This is a genomic window from Maribacter aquimaris (genome assembly GCF_014596745.1).
In the GTDB taxonomy this organism is placed as follows: Bacteria; Bacteroidota; Bacteroidia; order Flavobacteriales; family Flavobacteriaceae; genus Maribacter_A; species Maribacter_A aquimaris.
Map to the genome: position 1 here is coordinate 1 of NZ_JABTCF010000010.1, position 18,378 is coordinate 18,378.

11 protein-coding genes are annotated in these 18,378 nt (G+C 42.2%); 9 read left to right on the forward strand and 2 right to left on the reverse strand.

From position 1 onward, the window contains the following. Positions 1–422 precede the first annotated feature (422 nt). Positions 423–1,130, reverse strand: coding sequence for a LytR/AlgR family response regulator transcription factor (locus HPE56_RS14655; RefSeq protein WP_188244509.1), 708 nt, complete (start codon positions 1,128–1,130; stop codon positions 423–425). After that, a complete protein-coding gene (locus HPE56_RS14660) occupies positions 1,130–2,260 on the reverse strand; it encodes a sensor histidine kinase (protein WP_188244510.1) in 1,131 nt (376 codons plus the stop codon). The genes HPE56_RS14655 and HPE56_RS14660 overlap by 1 nt, the downstream gene beginning before the upstream one ends. Positions 2,261–2,420: 160 nt before the next feature. Between HPE56_RS14660 and HPE56_RS14665 the strand changes: the two genes are divergently transcribed. From HPE56_RS14665 to HPE56_RS14705, 9 genes are read left to right on the forward strand one after another with little or no spacing between them, the layout of a single operon-like run. Beyond that, positions 2,421–4,670, forward strand: coding sequence for a GH92 family glycosyl hydrolase (locus tag HPE56_RS14665; RefSeq protein WP_188244511.1), 2,250 nt, complete (start codon positions 2,421–2,423; stop codon positions 4,668–4,670). A 6-nt stretch (positions 4,671–4,676) separates the two neighbouring features. Beyond that, positions 4,677–6,554: a sodium:solute symporter family protein gene (locus HPE56_RS14670; protein ID WP_188244512.1), complete on the forward strand. Its 1,878-nt coding sequence runs from the start codon at positions 4,677–4,679 to the stop codon at positions 6,552–6,554. A 32-nt stretch (positions 6,555–6,586) separates the two neighbouring features. Then, entirely contained in the window at positions 6,587–7,549 is a 963-nt protein-coding gene (locus tag HPE56_RS14675; protein WP_188244513.1) for a glycoside hydrolase family 130 protein, read from the forward strand. Between the two features lie 13 nt (positions 7,550–7,562). Next, the gene (locus HPE56_RS14680; RefSeq protein ID WP_188244514.1) at positions 7,563–8,642 is read left to right on the forward strand and encodes a carbohydrate-binding family 9-like protein; all 1,080 of its coding nucleotides are present in this window, start codon (positions 7,563–7,565) and stop codon (positions 8,640–8,642) included. Positions 8,643–8,679: 37 nt separating this feature from the next. After that, positions 8,680–10,926, forward strand: coding sequence for a GH92 family glycosyl hydrolase (locus HPE56_RS14685; protein WP_188244515.1), 2,247 nt, complete (start codon positions 8,680–8,682; stop codon positions 10,924–10,926). Positions 10,927–10,928: 2 nt separating this feature from the next. Then, on the forward strand, positions 10,929–13,262 hold the full coding sequence (locus HPE56_RS14690) for a GH92 family glycosyl hydrolase (protein WP_223170326.1): 2,334 nt from the start codon (positions 10,929–10,931) through the stop codon (positions 13,260–13,262). 51 nt (positions 13,263–13,313) lie between these two features. Next, entirely contained in the window at positions 13,314–14,615 is a 1,302-nt protein-coding gene (locus HPE56_RS14695; protein ID WP_188244516.1) for a PNGase F N-terminal domain-containing protein, read from the forward strand. 47 nt (positions 14,616–14,662) lie between these two features. After that, complete coding sequence (locus HPE56_RS14700) at positions 14,663–16,888, forward strand: GH92 family glycosyl hydrolase (RefSeq protein WP_188244517.1); 2,226 nt, start codon at positions 14,663–14,665, stop codon at positions 16,886–16,888. A 10-nt stretch (positions 16,889–16,898) separates the two neighbouring features. After that, the gene (locus tag HPE56_RS14705) at positions 16,899–18,332 is read left to right on the forward strand and encodes a glycoside hydrolase family 47 protein (RefSeq protein WP_188244518.1); all 1,434 of its coding nucleotides are present in this window, start codon (positions 16,899–16,901) and stop codon (positions 18,330–18,332) included. The last annotated feature ends 46 nt before the right edge of the window (positions 18,333–18,378 follow it).

Consider the following 18,378-nt stretch of genomic DNA (forward strand, 5'->3'; position numbering starts at 1 on the left):
TGTATTGGACTTGAGTCGAACAATTGGTATTTGAATAAGGAACCTATAGCGGTTTTTGGGTTACCTGGAACCTGTCCCCTCGAGCGCAGTCGAGAGGTCCTTGGTTCCAATAGATTTTAATTGATCTGCTCTGCCCTTGAAAGGACAAGGATTGGACTTGCATCGAACAATTGGTATTTGAATAAGGAACCTATAGCGGTTTTTGGGTTACCTGGAACCTGTCCCCTCGAGCGCAGTCGAGAGGTCCTTGGTTTCAATAGATTTTAATAGATCTCCTCTGCCCTCGACCGGACATGCAATGGACATGATTTGAATAGTAGGACAATAGGGTATATCGAACAACTGATATTGGAATAAGGAACCTGTCCCCTCGAGCGCAGTCGAGAGGTCTTTGGTCAGTACTGCTCTTTAAACGGAAAATATCAATTCTTCAATATTTTTGTTTTTACATCATTCAAGTAGCTTCGTCCAATGGTATAACGGGTATTGTCGATTTCGAGACTATTCCCTTCCACGACCTGCACTTTATCAATGTTGATGGTAAAGGATCGGTGGATGCGAATGAATTGGTCGGCAGGCAGCTCTTCGGTAAAACTACTCAAGGTTTTATGAACGATATATTTCCCTGTTGTGGTTTTGATTCGGATGTAATCCTTTAAACTTTCCACGACCACTATTTCATCCAAATAGATTTTCTGCAATTTCTTTTTATCTACCTTGACGAAAATACTGGGATGCTCTTTGGTGTTGTTCCGTTCGGTCTGGCCATGGGCTTGTTTCAGTTTAAGGATTCGATTGACCGATTTTAAAAATCGGGGAAAAGGAATGGGTTTTATCAGATAATCGATGACCTCTAATTCGAAACTCTCCAAAGCAAACTCCTCATGGGCCGTTGTAATGACGATTAATGGGGCTTCATGTAAGGTTTTTAAGAATTCCAGTCCATCTAAAATAGGCATATTGATATCCAGGAAAATAATATCCACCTCATGGCTTTGCAGAAAGGTAGATGCATCCACGGCATTGGAGAACGTCTCAACAAGTTCTAGTTCCTTAACTTGTCCTATATAGTTTTTTATGACATTGATGGCCAGTGGTTCATCATCTACAATAATCACTTTTAAATCCATTATACCTTTATCTTTAGTTCAACATGAAATACATTGTCCTTCTCATAAATCTGAAGGTCATAATCGTTCTTCGCATAGGCTAATTCTAGGCGTTTTTTAACATTCGATAGCCCAATACCACCATTTTTGGAAGATGGTTTATCTTTCTTTCTTTTCTTGGGAATGGTGTTCGAGACCTTAAATAAAAGAACATCATCTTCAATCATGATATTGACATTAATATACATTTTCCCAAGACTTTGATTGGCTCCGTGCTTAAAACAGTTTTCAATAAACGTAATAAGCATCATGGGGGAAATTTTCTTATTCTCCAGATTGCCGGAGATATTCATGTTCACCACCAAGGAATCATCAAAACGGATACGTTCCAAATCTATATAGTTTTGGATGCAATCTATCTCTTTTTTTAGGTCTTGTTTGGGTTTGTTGGATGCATAGAGCAAATAGCGCATCAATTCGGAAAGTTTTAGAACGACTTCGGGAGCCTTGTCCGACTTTTCCAAGGTCAGCGAATAGATATTGTTCAATGTATTGAAAAAGAAATGGGGGGATATCTGTGATCGTAAAAATTTCAATTCCGTGGTCAATTGCCGTTTCTCCAGATCGTGCAATTTATTGGTTTCCCGAAGCCAGTCGGCGGTGATCTTTATCGCGGTCACAAAGGATACCACATACAACTCCCCAAGCATGGTGGTAATGGCATAATTCAAGGTCAATGAATCCACTACCTCGATCGCCTCGGGCATTACATTGGTACTGACAAAATAATAGGTAAGGTTGAATTTGACCAAAAGCATGATCGATAATGACCCCAATACGAACATTGCGTAGGTAAAGTACTTTTTATTGTAAACGTATTTAGGCATCAGGTAATACACATTAAAATAGGAAAGGGCGATGTGTATCGGAAAACCAATGAGGTTGGTTTTTATGGAATACAAAAGGTCGTTATGAATGTGGCTCCAGCGCAAGGTGTTGAAGATAAAATAGATAGACCAGAATATGATATGATGCACATAGGAAATATCGTAATCCTTGGATGCATTTCTTTTGATAATCCTATAAAGTCCTTCATTCACAGAAGGCTGTTTTTCCCTTGGATTTAATTCGTTTTTAATGACGTTGGGCATTGGTGTGTCGTTGTTGGTCTAAAAATGTTCGGATTATCGTAAAAAGTATAAACATTTATGATTTGCGATTTGTGGGGTAAGATACTTAATTTTTGGAATACTCCTGTTAAATATGGCCCTTGGGCTAACGAATATTTAGATTTATAAACCAACCATTACCATGAAGAAATACGTTGTTTTAGCCTTGATTTTAACAACAATGATTTATTCCTGTGCAAAAAAGGAGCAGGGAGTGCCAACCAAGAATGTTGTTGATTATGTAAACCCTTTTATCGGGACGGGTGGTCATGGACATACTTATCCCGGTGCAACGTCCCCCTTTGGCCGAGTGCAGCCTAGTCCGGATAACGGTACGGCGGGCTGGGATTGGTGTTCGGGTTACCATATAACCGATTCGATTATTTCCGGTTTTGCCCAATTACATTTGAGTGGTACCGGTATTGGGGATTTGGCCGATGTGCTTTTAATGCCGACTAATGCAGAAAAGGACCTTACCCTTTTTGGGAAATCACGGGATTCCTTACCCTATACCTCACGTTTTTCGCATAATGATGAGGAGGCTTCCCCAGGGTATTACAGGGTGTTGCTCAAAGATCCGAATATTAATGTGGAGTTAACGGCCAACGATTATGTGGCTTACCATAAGTACATTTACAACACCGCCGATAAGCCTTCGTTTATTATCGATTTGGGCTATGCCGTCAATTGGGACAAGCCCTTGGAAAGTCAATTGAAATTGGAAAGCAGTCAGCGTATCGTAGGCCATCGTTTTAGTACAGGGTGGGCCAAGAACCAAAAAGTATTCTTTGTCATTGAAACCTCAAGTCCTATCATTGGGCAGCGCCTTATGGGTGACGCACCCATGGGCATATCGGCTACCGAAGTCAATGGGGTTAAGGCTGGTGGTCAGTTTTTCTTTAACGAAAATACCGACAGTGTTGAAGTGAAAATAGCGGTATCATCGGTAAGTATCGAAAATGCCAAGGAGAACCTGAGACTACAGGGTAGCCCAAGCTTTGGTGAAATACGGGAAAAAACACGTGCGGATTGGAGCGGCCTCTTGTCGAATATTTCAGTGGAAACCCCCATAGATAGTTTAAAGACTATTTTTTATACCGCACTCTACCATACCCAAGTGGCCCCTACAATGTTCAATGATCTGAACGGGGAGTTTAGAATGCAGGACGATAGCATTGCCAAAATTGATTTTAAGATGTATTCATCATTATCGTTATGGGATATCTATAGAGCGGAAACACCGTTACTCAGTATTATGGATCCTAACCGTTTGGACGATATGGTCAAATCGATGTTGGTGTATTATGATCAAAGTGGGGTATTGCCCATTTGGGTGTTGTCTGGGAATGAAACCGGGACCATGCCCGGGTATCATTCGGTATCCATTATTGCTGAGGCTATAATGAAGGGACATACGGACTTTGATATACAGAAGGCCTATACCGCGATGAAAGAGACCATGATGGGCGATGATAGGGGGTTAAAGGCGTATAAGAAATACGGATATATCCCTTTTGAGGTCATGGACCAGTCTGTTTCCATAAGTCTTGAGTATGCATACAACGATTGGTGTGTGGCCCAAGTAGCTAAAAAGTTGGGTAAAGACAAGGACTACGCTTATTTCTTGAAGCGTTCCAAAGCCTATCAGAATTTTTTTGATATCAAATCAGGATTCTTGCGGGGAAAATCAAAAGATGGAAAGCATTTCCATGAACCTTTTGATCCAAAAGCATCGAATCATATCGAAGATACTGATTATACCGAGGGAAATGCATGGCAACATAGTTGGTACGTACTGCATGATGTAGACGGATTGATCGAACTGCATGGAAGAAAAGAACCATTCGCCCTTATGGTAGAGGAACTTTTTACCGAGGATTCCGATTTGAGTGGTCATAACGTTTCCCCCGATATTTCCGGACTCATAGGTCAATATGCCCATGGGAACGAACCAAGCCATCATATTGCCTACATGCTCAATAAAGCGGGTGCCCCATGGCGAACCCAATTTTGGGTGCGTAAAATATTGGATACCCAATACAGTACACAGCCTGACGGGTTGAGTGGAAATGAGGATTGCGGACAAATGTCTGCGTGGTATGTTATGAGCGCCATGGGAATCTATCCCATGAATCCGGCCTCCGGGGAATATGAAATTGGAAGTCCGGTCTTCGAGAAAACGACTTTGAAATTACCGAATGGGAAAACGTTCGCGATTTCGGCCCCGAACACTACAAAAGAGAATATATATGTACAATCGGTAACCTTGAACGGGGAACCACTGGATAAGACCTACATCATGCATGGGGACATTATGGCAGGAGGTACACTTGAATTTAAAATGGGACCCGAACCAAATAAAAATTGGGCTGTACAAAACGTTACTAAATAATCACTTATGAGCATAATAGATATATCCATAATCCTACTTTATGTCGTCCTTACCCTTGCCGTCGGTATATGGGTGTCGAAAAGGGCATCCAAGGGTTTAAAATCATATTTCCTGGGGGGTAACGGAATAAAATGGTATTATTTGGGATTGAGTAATGGTTCGGGCATGTTCGATGTTTCGGGTACGGCTTGGATGGTAGGAATCCTATTTTTATACGGGGTAAAGAGTTTTATGTTCATGTGGTTGTGGCCGGTTTGGAACCAGATATTCATCATGATGTTCCTAGCGGTATGGATTCGAAGATCCAATATCATGACCGGTTCGGAATGGATGCTGACCCGTTTTGGCGATGATCGTGCAGGTAGGGCCGCCCACAGTATTGTTGCCATTTTTGCCGTGATAGCGGCTGTTGGGTTCATTGCCTATTTCTTTGAAGGGGTAGGTAAATTTATGACCGTAATCTTGCCATGGGATTTTACGTGGCAGGTCGGTGAGACCGTGCTCCTCCTCTCAGAGCAATCCTATGCCTTGATCATAATCGGTTTAACGACCTTGTACACCGTAAAGGGAGGTATGTTCTCGGTAGTGGCTACCGAGGTATTGCAATATGTTATCATGGTCATAGCGGGTATTCTTGTGGCCGGGTACGCCTTTTATGAATTTTCCGATGTACAGATCAATGCCATTATCTCAGAGGAATGGAAGAATGTCTTTTTCGATTGGGAGCTGGGAAGCCATTGGAGTACCAAATACGATGCTTTTAACAATTTGATTGATTCCGAAGGCTATAAGATGTTCGGAGCCTTTATCGGTATGTCACTCTTCAAGGGTTTTTTTGCCAGTATCGCCGGACCAACCCCTGGTTTTGATATGCAACGGATCCTTTCAACAAGAACCGTAAAGGAAGCGGCTTACATGAGTGGTTTCACAGCCTTGGTACTGTATATTCCAAGATATTTGCTTATTGCAGGTATTGTTGTCATCGCTTTGGTGGTTTTGGGTCCTGAAATGGCTGCAGATAGCGGATTGACTGGCTTGGAATTGGAAGTGTTGCTGCCAAAGGTCATTAATTTTCATGTTCCTGTAGGTATCAAGGGACTTTTGTTGGCAGGGTTGTTGGCTGCTTTTATGAGTACCTTTTCGGCATTTGTCAATGCAGGTCCGGCCTATATCGTAAATGATATCTATAAAAAATATTTTAAGCCGGAAGCTACGGATAAGCATTATATTAGGGCTAGTCACATTGCTTCGGTCGTCGTGGTTGCCCTAGGGGTTTTTATGGGCTTCTTCGCTGAATCGATAAATTCACTCACCCTTTGGATAACGAGTGCCCTTTATGGGGGGTATGTAGCCGCGAATTTTTTAAAATGGATTTGGTGGCGGTTTAATGGATGGGGATATTTCTGGGGTATGGCCTCAGGGTTGTTTATAGCGACCTTACAATTTATCCTGGATCAGAATAAGGCCAATCTGGAAGTGGGTACATGGTTACATGATTTGGCCCAGATACCTGCTATCTATGTCTTTCCCGTCATTTTTGCAGTATCTTTATTGGGGTCATTCCTAGGTACGTTCCTCACTCCGGCAACAGGTATGGAGACCTTGGGGAAATTCTATATGAACGTGCACCCCTGGGGCTTTTGGAAGCCTGTTGTTAAGGCACTGAACAAAGAAGGTAGAACGGTGGGTAAAAACAATGAATTTTGGAAGGATATGGGTAATTGTGCCGTGGGTATCATTTGGCAATCAAGCATGATCGTCTTGCCCATATACTTTATGGTTAGGGATTACCCAAAAACCTGGGCGGCATTCGCAATTTTTTTAGTGACCACCATAATCCTGAAATTTACCTGGTTGGACAAAATCCGGAAAATCCCAAATTAATTCGTATAACTTAAATTAAAGAAAGAGATAGCATGAAGATTCCTTGGCAAGATAGACCTGATAATAGTAGTGATGTTCTTTGGAGGTATAGTGAAAACCCAATAATAAATAGGAATGATATTCCCTCATCCAACAGTATCTTTAATAGTGCCGTTGTGCCTTTTGAAGATGGCTTTGCAGGGGTTTTCAGATGTGATAACAAAGCGGTTCAAATGAATATTTTTGCCGGTTTCAGTAAAGATGGTATCCATTGGGAGATCAACCATGAACCTATTCAAATGCAGGCCGGTAATACGCCCATGATCGAATCGGATTACAAATACGATCCTAGGGTGGTGTTTATTGAGGACCGTTATTGGATCACTTGGTGCAATGGGTATCACGGACCTACGATCGGTATTGCCTATACTTTTGATTTTAAGGAATTCTTCCAATGTGAGAATGCCTTTTTGCCCTTCAATAGGAACGGCGTATTGTTTCCTGAAAAAATCAATGGTCGTTACGCCATGTTAAGTCGTCCCAGTGATAATGGGCATACACCTTTCGGTGATATTTATGTGAGTTTTAGTCCGGATATGAAATACTGGGGCGAGCATAGATGTGTTATGAAAGTAACCCCTTTTGAGGACAGTGCTTGGCAAAGTTGTAAAATAGGCGCGGGAACCGTTCCTATCCTAACCGACGAAGGGTGGCTCATTTTCTATCATGGGGTGATCAATACCTGTAATGGATTCCGTTATTCCGTAGGGTCGGCGATTTTGGATGAAAAAGAACCGGATAAGGTAAAATACAGGACACAACCTTACCTTTTGGCACCGACTGAATTGTATGAGCAGGTTGGCGATGTACCCAATGTGGTATTCCCTTGTGCGGCCCTACATTCCATCGAGGAAGATAAAGTAGCCCTTTATTACGGGGCAGCGGATACGGTTACGGCGATGGCCTTTGGTCGTATTTCGGAAATCCTTGAATTCACGAAGAAGAATAGTCTATAAAACATCGTAAGTTATGAATCGGTATCTGGATACGAAGAAAATCATTAGCCTTATACTTTTTGTGTTGTATATGGGGCCTGTTTGGTTGGTTGCCCAGGAAACTCCGCGCAAGTATGTGTCCTTTAAGGCCATCGATGGAATCCAGGTTGATGGTATGGATAAGGAGGATTCATGGAAAAAAGCCGATTGGAGCGATACCTTTATTGATATCGAGGGGAAGAAAGAACCTACCTACAAGACGCAGATGAAAATGGTCTGGGATGAAGAGTACCTGTATTTCTTCGCGAAATTGGAAGAGCCCAACGTTTGGGGGACATTGAAACAAAGGGATACAATCATTTTCTATAACAACGATTTCGAGATTTTCATCGATCCCGATGGGGATACCCATAATTATATGGAGTTTGAAATGAATGCCTTAAATACGATATGGGATTTGTTTTTGACCAAACCTTACCGAAACCAAGGAAAGGTACTTGATAGCTGGGACATTCAAGGTGTTATGACGGCGGTGCATGTAGAGGGCACCTTGAATAATCCCAACGATATCGATAAGGGGTGGAGTGTTGAGATTGCCATTCCATGGGAGGTTTTAAAAGAGGCCAATTCCCATAATGATATTCCTGTCAATGAATTTTGGCGTTTTGGTTTTTCGAGGGTCAATTGGGAATTTGAGGTTGTTGATGGGCGATACGCAAGAAAGAAGGATGCAAAGGGGAACTATTTACCAGAATACAATTGGGTATGGTCCCCCCAATGGGTCATCAATATGCATGAACCTGAAAAATGGGGCTATGTGTATTTTTCCGAAAAGGAAGTAGGTACGGCCGATACTTTTTCGATACCTGGGGATGAACATATAAAATGGTATCTCTATGAATTGTACCGGGATTTGATTAATGGTGAAAAAAAAGAGGGTGCTTGGAAGAAAGCGGATGGACAAGCCTTTGGAACAACCAAAAAAATCCTTGGGAAAAAGATAGTTCCCGTATTGGAACGTCATAAGGATGGGTTTATTCTTTGGACAAAGAGTCCATTCACAAATAAGACCTTGATGATCAAGGATGATGGTAAATTTTCAAGTATTGATTGAGTTTATGTTTAGATATAAGGTTCTTTTATGGGCAAGGATGAATCCCTATTTTTTCATTGCAATCTTCCTTTTGGTTTTTTCTTCCTGTAAGGAGGGTATAAAACCTTTGCCAGAGGAAAACCTAACACAATATGTGAATCCGTTTATCGGTACGGACGGACCGGGTAATACCTATCCCGGTGCGACCATGCCCTATGGTATGGTGCAGTTGAGTCCGGATATCGGCATCCCGGGTTGGGACAGGATTGCCGGGTATTATTATCAAGATACCATAATCAGCGGTTTCTCCCATACCCATTTAACGGGTACAGGGGCCGGAGATCTTTATGATATTTTGGTGATGCCCACAAATAGTAAGTCCAATAAAAGAATCAAGGAGAATGGTTATAGGCCCTATTCAACCTTCAGTCATGATAAGGAAAAGGCATCTCCAGGGTATTATTCGGTCGATTTACTGGATTTTGATATTAAAGCGGAAATGACCGCAACCAAGCGGGTAGGTATTCATCGCTATACGTTTCCAGAGGATGATAGTACAAAAATCCATATCGACTTGGGTTATGCCTTAAATTGGGATAAGCCGACCGACACCTATTTGGAGGTGGTAAATGATACCTTTATAAGGGGGTATAGAATGTCTACAGGCTGGGCCAAAGACCAACGACTCTATTTTGCCATGCATTTTTCCAGACCGTTTAAAAGCTTTGTGGTGTATAAGGATGGTGAAGTGGTTGATGCCCCCGTTCAAGGTGTCAATACTAAGATAGAGCTGAATTATTCAATGCTAAAGGGGGAACGTTTGATTATAAAAACGGGACTTTCAACGGCTGGTGTTGAAGGGTCGGAAACCGCGATTGCCGAAGAAACCCATGGGTTTGGATTTGAACGCTATAAGAAGAAAGCACAAGAAGTTTGGGAAAAGGAACTGTCGAAAATACGGGTAAAAAGCAACGATAAAGACAAAAAGAGGATATTCTATACCATGATGTATCAATCCATGTTGGCACCTACATTGTTGAGCGACCTGGATGGTAAATATAAAGGGGCCAATGATACTATTGGTGTAGCAAAAGGTTTTGATCGCTACGATACTTTTTCCCTATGGGATACCTTTCGGGCGGCACATCCCTTATACACCATCATCCAGCAAGACAAGGTGCCCGATATGGTGCGGTCTATGTTGGCGCATTATCAAGAGACCGGGGTCTTGCCTGTCTGGTCCATGCAAGGCAATGAGACCAATATGATGATCGGTTACCATGCGGTACCTGTTATTGTCGATGCCTATTTTAAGGGATTTTCGTTTGATAAGGAGTTGGCATATAAGGCATGTAAGGAAAGTGCGATGGTCAATGGGAGACAGATAGATGTTTATCGGGAAAAAGGATTTATTCCTGTAGATGATGCACATGAAAATTGGTCGGTTTCCAAGACGATGGAGTATGCCTATGACGATTGGTGTATTGCCATGTTCGCCAAGGACTTGGGTCATGAAAAGGATTATAAGGAATTTTTGAGAAGGTCTGAAAGCTGGAAGAACCTCTACAACGAAAAAACATCATGGCTACAACCAAAAAGTGGATCGGGTAACTTTATAACACCCTTTGTTCCCAAGGAATACTCTCCCTATTTCTGTGAGAGCAATGCCTGGCAATATTACTGGTTCGTACCTCAGGATATTGATGGACTCATAGCAAAAACAGGGGGTAAGGAGCGATTTAACCAAAAATTGGATTCCATGTTTACCTATTTCCCCGAACCTGGGGACAAATTGCCGATTTTCAGTACAGGGATGATCGGGCAGTATGCCCATGGTAATGAACCCAGTCATCATGTAGCTTATTTATACAACTATTTGGATCAACCTTCAAAGACACAGGCATTGGTACGACAAATTCTGGAAGAACAATACGCCAACGCCCCCAATGGCCATTGTGGTAATGAGGATTGCGGGCAAATGTCGTCCTGGTATATTTTCGGGGCATTGGGTTTTTATCCTGTGAATCCGGCACAGGGTGTCTATGATTTCGGGGTTCCCCTGTTTGAGGAGGCTGAGGTATCCGTAGAAAAAGGGAAGAAGCTGAGAATCATACAAAAGAATTTTTCGAAAGAGAATAAATTCGTGGAATACGTAACTTTAAATGGGGTTACGCTGGATAGGAATTTTATAACGCACAAAGAGGTTACTGCTGGTGGGGAATTGGTTTATGTGATGACAGACGATCCGAAAAAAGTAGATGGGAAAAAATTAAATTCTCCGGAAGTAAATAAAATATACAGATAATTATGGAAATCGGAAAACAACTGAAAACAAGTATTGTGGGCATGGTAGCACTGTTTCTTTTTGCTGCTTGTGAAGAAAGGGATTCTAGTGAGGCTGTAAACGAAAAAAAAAGCACAGCGGAGGTATTGGGCTATGTTAATCCGCTCATGGGGACCGATTCTGATTTTAGTCTCTCGAACGGAAATACCTATCCGGCAATCGCTACCCCTTGGGGCATGAATTTTTGGACCCCCATGACCTCAAAAATGGGGGATGGATGGACCTACAAGTACCATGACAAAAAAATCAGGGGAATAAAACAAACCCACCAGCCCAGTCCATGGATCAATGATTATGCGGCATTTTCCCTAATGGCGGTCACAGGCGATTTAAAATATAAGGAAGATGAGCGTGAATCTTATTTTTCACACAAGGCAGAAACCGTACGACCCGATTATTACAGTGTCTATTTGGCCGATTACGATGTGGTTGCTGAGGTAACCCCTACCGAACGTGCAGCCCATTTTAAGTTCACTTTCCCAGAGAATGAAAAGTCCTTTATCATGTTGGATGCCTTCAATAAGGGTTCCATGGTGAAAATATTGCCCAAGGAAAGAAAGATCATCGGGTATTGTAGAAATAACAGCGGCGGGGTACCAGAGAATTTCCATAATTATTTTGTCGCCGAATTCGATACCGATTTTGATTTGAACCATACTTGGGACGATGGATGGAAATTAAATGAAGGTACGCTTGATGCCGAAGGGGATCACGTAGGTGCCATTATCGGGTTCAAGACCAAAAAAGGACAGGCCGTACATGTAAAAGTGGCATCGTCTTTCATTAGTCCTGAACAGGCTCAGCTCAATTTAGATCGAGAAATCGGAAGTGATACTTTTGAAATTACCAAGGAAAAGGCCACTGCGGCCTGGGAAAAGGAATTGGGCAGGATCGAGGTCACTTCTTCCAATACCGATGACTTGAAAACCTTCTATTCCTGTTTGTACAGGGTATTGTTGTTTCCTAGAAAATTTTATGAATTCGACAGTAATGATAAGGTAGTACACTACAGTCCGTATAATGGTAAGGTTGAAGAAGGTTATATGTTCACCGACAACGGCTTTTGGGACACGTTTAGGGCCGTATTCCCATTTTTCAATATGATGTATCCCGACCTGAATGCCGAGATTATGGATGGTTTGGCAAATACCTATAAGGAATCGGGATGGTTGCCCGAATGGGCCAGTCCAGGGCATCGCGATTGTATGATCGGATCCAATTCTGCTCCGATTATCGCCGATGCTTATTTGAATGGGGTAAAAGGTACAGAAACGGAAACGCTATTTAAGGCCGTTCTGAAAAATGCCACCCAAAGTGAGGGTCGGCCGGTCAATAGTGTAGGCCGTGCGGGACTCGATTATTATAATGAACTAGGTTATGTGCCCTATGATGTGGGTATTAATGAAAATGCGGCACGTACCCTGGAATATGCCTATGCCGATTTTACGATTGCCCAAATGGCGACATCGATGGGTAAGGATAGCCTGGCCCAAGTGTATTACGATAAGTCATTGAATTATAAGAATTTATTCGACCCGTCGACAAAATTGATGCGGGGCAAGAATAAGGACGGACAGTTCCAGACCCCTTTCAATCCCTTAAAATGGGGCGATGCTTTTACCGAGGGCAATAGCCTGCACTATACCTGGTCGGTTTTTCATGATGTGCAAGGTCTTATCGATTTGATGGGGGGCGATGATGAATTCGTGGGAATGTTGGACAGTGTTTTTGAAATGCCTCCACATTTTGACGATTCCTATTACGGATTTACCATTCATGAAATACGGGAAATGCAGATCATGAACATGGGTAACTATGCCCATGGGAACCAACCCATACAGCACATGATCTATTTATATGATTATGCCAAACAACCATGGAAGACCCAGGAAAAGGTTCGGGAGGTATTGACCAAATTATATACGCCTACCCCTGATGGGTATTGTGGTGATGAGGATAACGGACAGACCTCGGCTTGGTATGTATTTAGTGCTATGGGCTTTTATCCCGTGGCACCGGCAACCAATCAATATGTTATTGGAAGTCCGTTGTTCAATGAGGTAAAGCTGCATTTACAAAATGGGAACACCTTTACGATCAAAGCGGAATCCAACGGAAAGGGAAGACCCTATATTCAAGGTGCTTCGTTGAACGGAACCGATTTCAATACCACTTGGATAGGCACGGAGACCGTACAAAAGGGGGGTGAACTTAATTTTGAAATGGGAAGTGAACCCAATAAGAGTTGGGCCATATCAGAGGATGCGGCGCCGTATTCCTTAAGTCGTTCCAAATAGGATTTTGGTTGGATGGATTTTGATTGTCAAGAATTTATAAGTTATAACATTATGAAAAACAGGGTATTGCTTATAGTGTTCATATTGATTTTTGGGTTTCTTTGTGCGTCGGCCTTGGCCCAAAAGTCTACTGGGGACCTCGGAGGGATAAGGTCTGTTGAAGGTCAAAACAAGAGTGATTTAGCGACAGGTCCCTTAACAAATAACTACCCTTTTAAAGAAGCCAAGGAATTCAGCATTGGGGTTTTTAAAAATCAGCCTGTAAATTTTGGGGGTGAAACCGGGGATACCACTAGGGTGAAAAGGCTACAAAATGGACGCGTAATTTATAGAAAAATAAATGTCCCCGTTTATAAAAAGGGAACCGATGTTTCTGTTGAGGTCAAATTGAGGTCCAATGGGGACAAATGGGATAAATCCGGTTCTTGTTTTGTGGTTACGGATCCAGAACGCATCGATGTGATCGATGTGTCCTTGGGCCAAGAGGAATTTCCTGAAAAGTCGTTTGTGGATAAGGGGTATGGAGGGATTCTGAAAACAGAAGATTATATACCCGCATTGGAATTAATGCGTTTTATGTCCCCGTTTGGGGTAGGACATTATAGTGATGAAAAAAAATATCCCAAGATTGAATACAATCGACCGGTCTATATCCCCAAATGGGAAAACGAAGTAGTTTGGAAAAAGGATATATCTGAATTGGAATCTGTGGTAACCGGAGAGTTCTATATTGGAATATGGATAGATACCTGGACCCCCGAAGGGTATTCGGTAGACGTAACGTTAAAATATTCAGGAAGGTCAAGGCCTAAATTAAAGGTGATGCCCTTACTGAATACGATGTATTATGTCGAAGGTCAGAAAATACCGGATTTCTTTGCCGCCACGACCCTTGATTTGGATTTTACGACAAAACAGGAATTGAGGAATGTGAAGTTGTATTACACAACAACCGGGCATGGGGGCCATAGTGGAGGCGATGAATTCATTAAATTGAGGAACGAGGTGTTTCTTGATTCAAGATTGGTGTTAAGCAAAATCCCATGGCGGGATGATTGTGCTTCATTCAGAAGGTTTAACCCTTCTTCTGGGGTATGGACGAAAAAAGATTCCGCTTATGCCTACAATGAAAATTTTGAACGGGAATTCAAGGAAATTGAAGAACGTTTAGCCTCTTCAGACCTTTCAAGGTCAAATTGGTGTCCCGGTTCCAGTGTAATGCCCTACGTGGTTCCTTTGGGCGAACTCAAAAAAGGGATACATGAATTACAGGTTAAAATACCTGGAACTGCCAATAAAAAGGACCAATATAATCATTGGCTTGTTTCGGCATATATAACATACATAGAGTAACTCAATACGTAATTTTTTGGGGTTTAAGAAATCAATATTCAGGTAAGATGCAGTATAGACTAACAGTAGTATTATTTTTGGTTTTTAGTATTTCGTTGGCCCAAAAGGCTCCCGTTGACTTTGTGAACCCATTCATAGGAACGTCCAATTTTGGAACCACAAACCCCGGACCTATTGCCGTTCGTGGCATGGCGAATGTTTCCCCATTCAATGTAGCAGGGCCTCAAAATCTACCCTTGGAGAAAGACAGTCGATGGCTGTCTACCCCTTATGTACACGAAAACACCTTTTTAACGGGTTTTAGCCATGTGAATCTGAGTGGGGTGGGCTGCCCGGAATTAGGGGTGATTTTAGCAATGCCGACTACAGGTGAAATTGTTACCGATCATTTGGCATATGGAAGCACCTATTCCAATGAAATTAGTCAAGTCGGGTATTATTCCAATGTCTTGGATAAATACAATATTAAAGTGGAGGCCACAGCAACCACAAGGGTAGGAGTCAGTAAGTATTCCTTTCCTGCCGGGGCATCCAATATTTTATTGAATTTAGGATTGGGCCTTACCAATGAGGAGGGTGCCAGTGTCAGAGTGGTGTCCGCAACCGAAATCGAAGGAGTGCGTTCCGTAGGTTCATTTTGTTATTATAAACCGGAGGAGGCCTATCCTGTGTATTTCGTAGCACGATTCTCTAGGCCTGCGGATGAATTCGGGGTTTGGAAAAAGCCCACAACATATAAGGGAGTCGAATCTGAATGGATGGGCTATAATGGTAAAACACGACTGATGAAGGGTTTTACCAAGGAAGTGGTAGGTGATAGCATTGGGGCTTATATGCGATACAATTTTGAGAGTCCGACCGAGGTAGAAATGAAAATCGGAATTTCATATGTTAGTTTGGACAATGCGAGGGAGAATTTGGAGAAGGAAACCTCGGGTAGGACTTTTAATGGGATATTGTTGGATGCGCGTAAAGAATGGAACCAATATTTGTCTAAAATAGAAGTTGAGGGAGGGAGTGAAGCAGATAAGACTGTGTTTTACACCGCTTTGTACCATACCTTGATACACCCCAATACGTTGAACGATGTCAATGGGGATTATCCTAAAATGAAATCCCGAGAGACGTTACGAACAAAGGATACCCGGTATACCGTATTTTCCCTTTGGGATACCTATCGCAATTTACACCAATTGATGAGTTTGGTATATCCCAAGCAACAGTCGAACATGGTAAAAAGCATGTTGCAGATCTATGACGAAAGCGGATGGCTTCCCAAATGGGAATTGAATGCCACCGAGACGACAACCATGGTCGGTGACCCGGCGGGAATTATTATTGCCGATACGTATTTGAAGGGTATCAGGGATTTTGATGTGGATAAAGCCTATGAGGCCATGGTTAAAAGCGCCGGGCAGTTAGAGGATAATCCGTTACGTCCTGGACTTGAGGATTATATAACGAAAGGATATCTGACTACCAAAACAACCAATAGTGGTTCGGTCTCCACCACCCAAGAGTATAACATTGCCGATTATGCCATAGCCCAATTGGCAAAGACGTTAGGGAAGAAAAGCGATTATAAGCGCTTCGGGAAACGGGCCATATCGTACCGAAAATTGTTTGATAAGGAGTTCAATCTCTTGCGACCCAAAAACGATGATGGTAGTTGGTTAACACCTTATAACCCCGAATCTGGGGCCAATTTTGAAAAGAACCTTGGTTTTATCGAAGGCAATGCATGGCAATATACTTTTATGGTCCCCCATGATATCAAGGGATTGATGAAATTAATGGGAGGTCAAAAACCTTTTGCACAACGATTACAGGATGTATTCGATAAGGGGCAGTTTGATATGGCGAATGAACCGGATATCGCTTATCCGTATCTTTTTAATTATGTAAAGGGGGAAGAATATAGGTCCCAAAAATTGGTGTCGGAATTATTGAAGGAACATTTTAAGAACAGTCCGGATGGCCTTCCCGGGAATGATGATACCGGTACCATGTCGGCATGGGCCGTCTTTTCGATGATGGGAATGTATCCTGTGAATCCTGCCGAACCCATGTATGCTCTGGTCAAACCTAAATTTGATACAATAACGATTCATTTGGATGATGGGTATTACAAGGGTAAAAAGCTTGTAATATCATCCAATACCGTCGGAAATAATAAGCCTATTGGTGAAATCCTCATCAATGGGGAATCCCATAAAGAATATTTTATATCCCACAAAAAATTAGTAAATGCTTCGACAATCCAAATCGATTAAAAGAATAGGAATGAAAAATATAGTATTGAAGGCCCTTTTGGTCCTATCATTTGTTTCTTGTAAATCAGAGGTCAACACAACAAAAATTGAGGCTCCCGGGAAAGAAAAGGATTCGGCAATAACGGCATTACAAGCCGAGATCAAGGCAGAGACCTTACGATCGTGGAATGATTATAGAACCTACGCATGGGGTCATGATGTGTTGCTGCCACTTTCTAAAAATTCCTTTGATTGGTATGAACATTCCTTGGGTATTTCGCCAATAGATGCCTATAGTACCTTAAAAGTAATGGGCTTGGATAAAGAGGCCAAGGAAATTGAGGACTATGCCCTGGCCATGAATTATGACAAGGATCAGTATGTTCAGGTGTTTGAGGTCAATATCCGTATTTTGGGTGGACTTTTATCAATGTATCATTACACACAGAATGAGGAAATTCTCGAAAAAGCACGTGGTTTTGGGGATAGGTTGTTACCTGCTTTTGATTCCCCTACGGGCATTCCCTTTCATTCCGTAAACCTAAGGACAGGGAAAACCGGGGGTAACCATGGTGAGGGCAAGGGTGATGTGGTGAATGTGGCACAGGCGGCCACTTACTTATTCGAGTTCGGGATCCTTAGTTATTATACGAAAGACCCAAAATATTATCAAGCGGCAAAAGGAGCTACAAAAGCCGTCTTTGACAGAAAGTCGGAAATAGGGTTGCCTGGGGAAAATATCAATGTGGTTACCGGGGAATGGGAAGGTACCCAATGGCATCATTTGCAAGCTGGGGTAGATGCCTATTATGAATACATGTACAAAAGTTATATGATATTCCCAGATCCCGAGATCAAGGAAATTTGGGATTATAGCCTGGATAAGATCAATACCTATCTTTTGGATGAATACAAAGGAAGAACCTTTTATACCATTGTGGATATGCATACCGGAGAAATCCTGAAGCGATCCGTTTCACTTTACGATGCTTTTTGGCCGGCCATTCAAGCTGTTTCGGGCAATGTTGAAGCTGCGGAAAAATCCGAGGCAACCTGGGATTGGCTATGGGATAAATACGAAATGTTGCCGACCAGATATCATTATGGCAAGGATACCGTGGAATATGCGAATTTTGAGATCAATCCGGAAATCATAGAATCTGCCTACTATTTACATGAAATTACGGGAAAGGAGAAATACCTTGACATGCTTGAAAAATATTGGAAGGATATTAAAAAGAACTGTAAGGGTGAGGTGGCCTTTCATTCGATCAATGATGTTCGAACCAAGGAACCCAAGGATTATCTGGCCACTTATTTTTTTGCAGAGACCATGAAGTATTTCTATATCGGTTTTTCACAGGGGGATTTCGTTTTTGATGACCACGTGTTCAACACAGAGGCACATACCTTTAAAAAATCCGATTTTGATGCGAATGAGGCCAAAATCCGATTGGGTTACTAAAAATCAAAAGCTCTCATGGGATTTATGTTGAGGAATGGTTTTAATC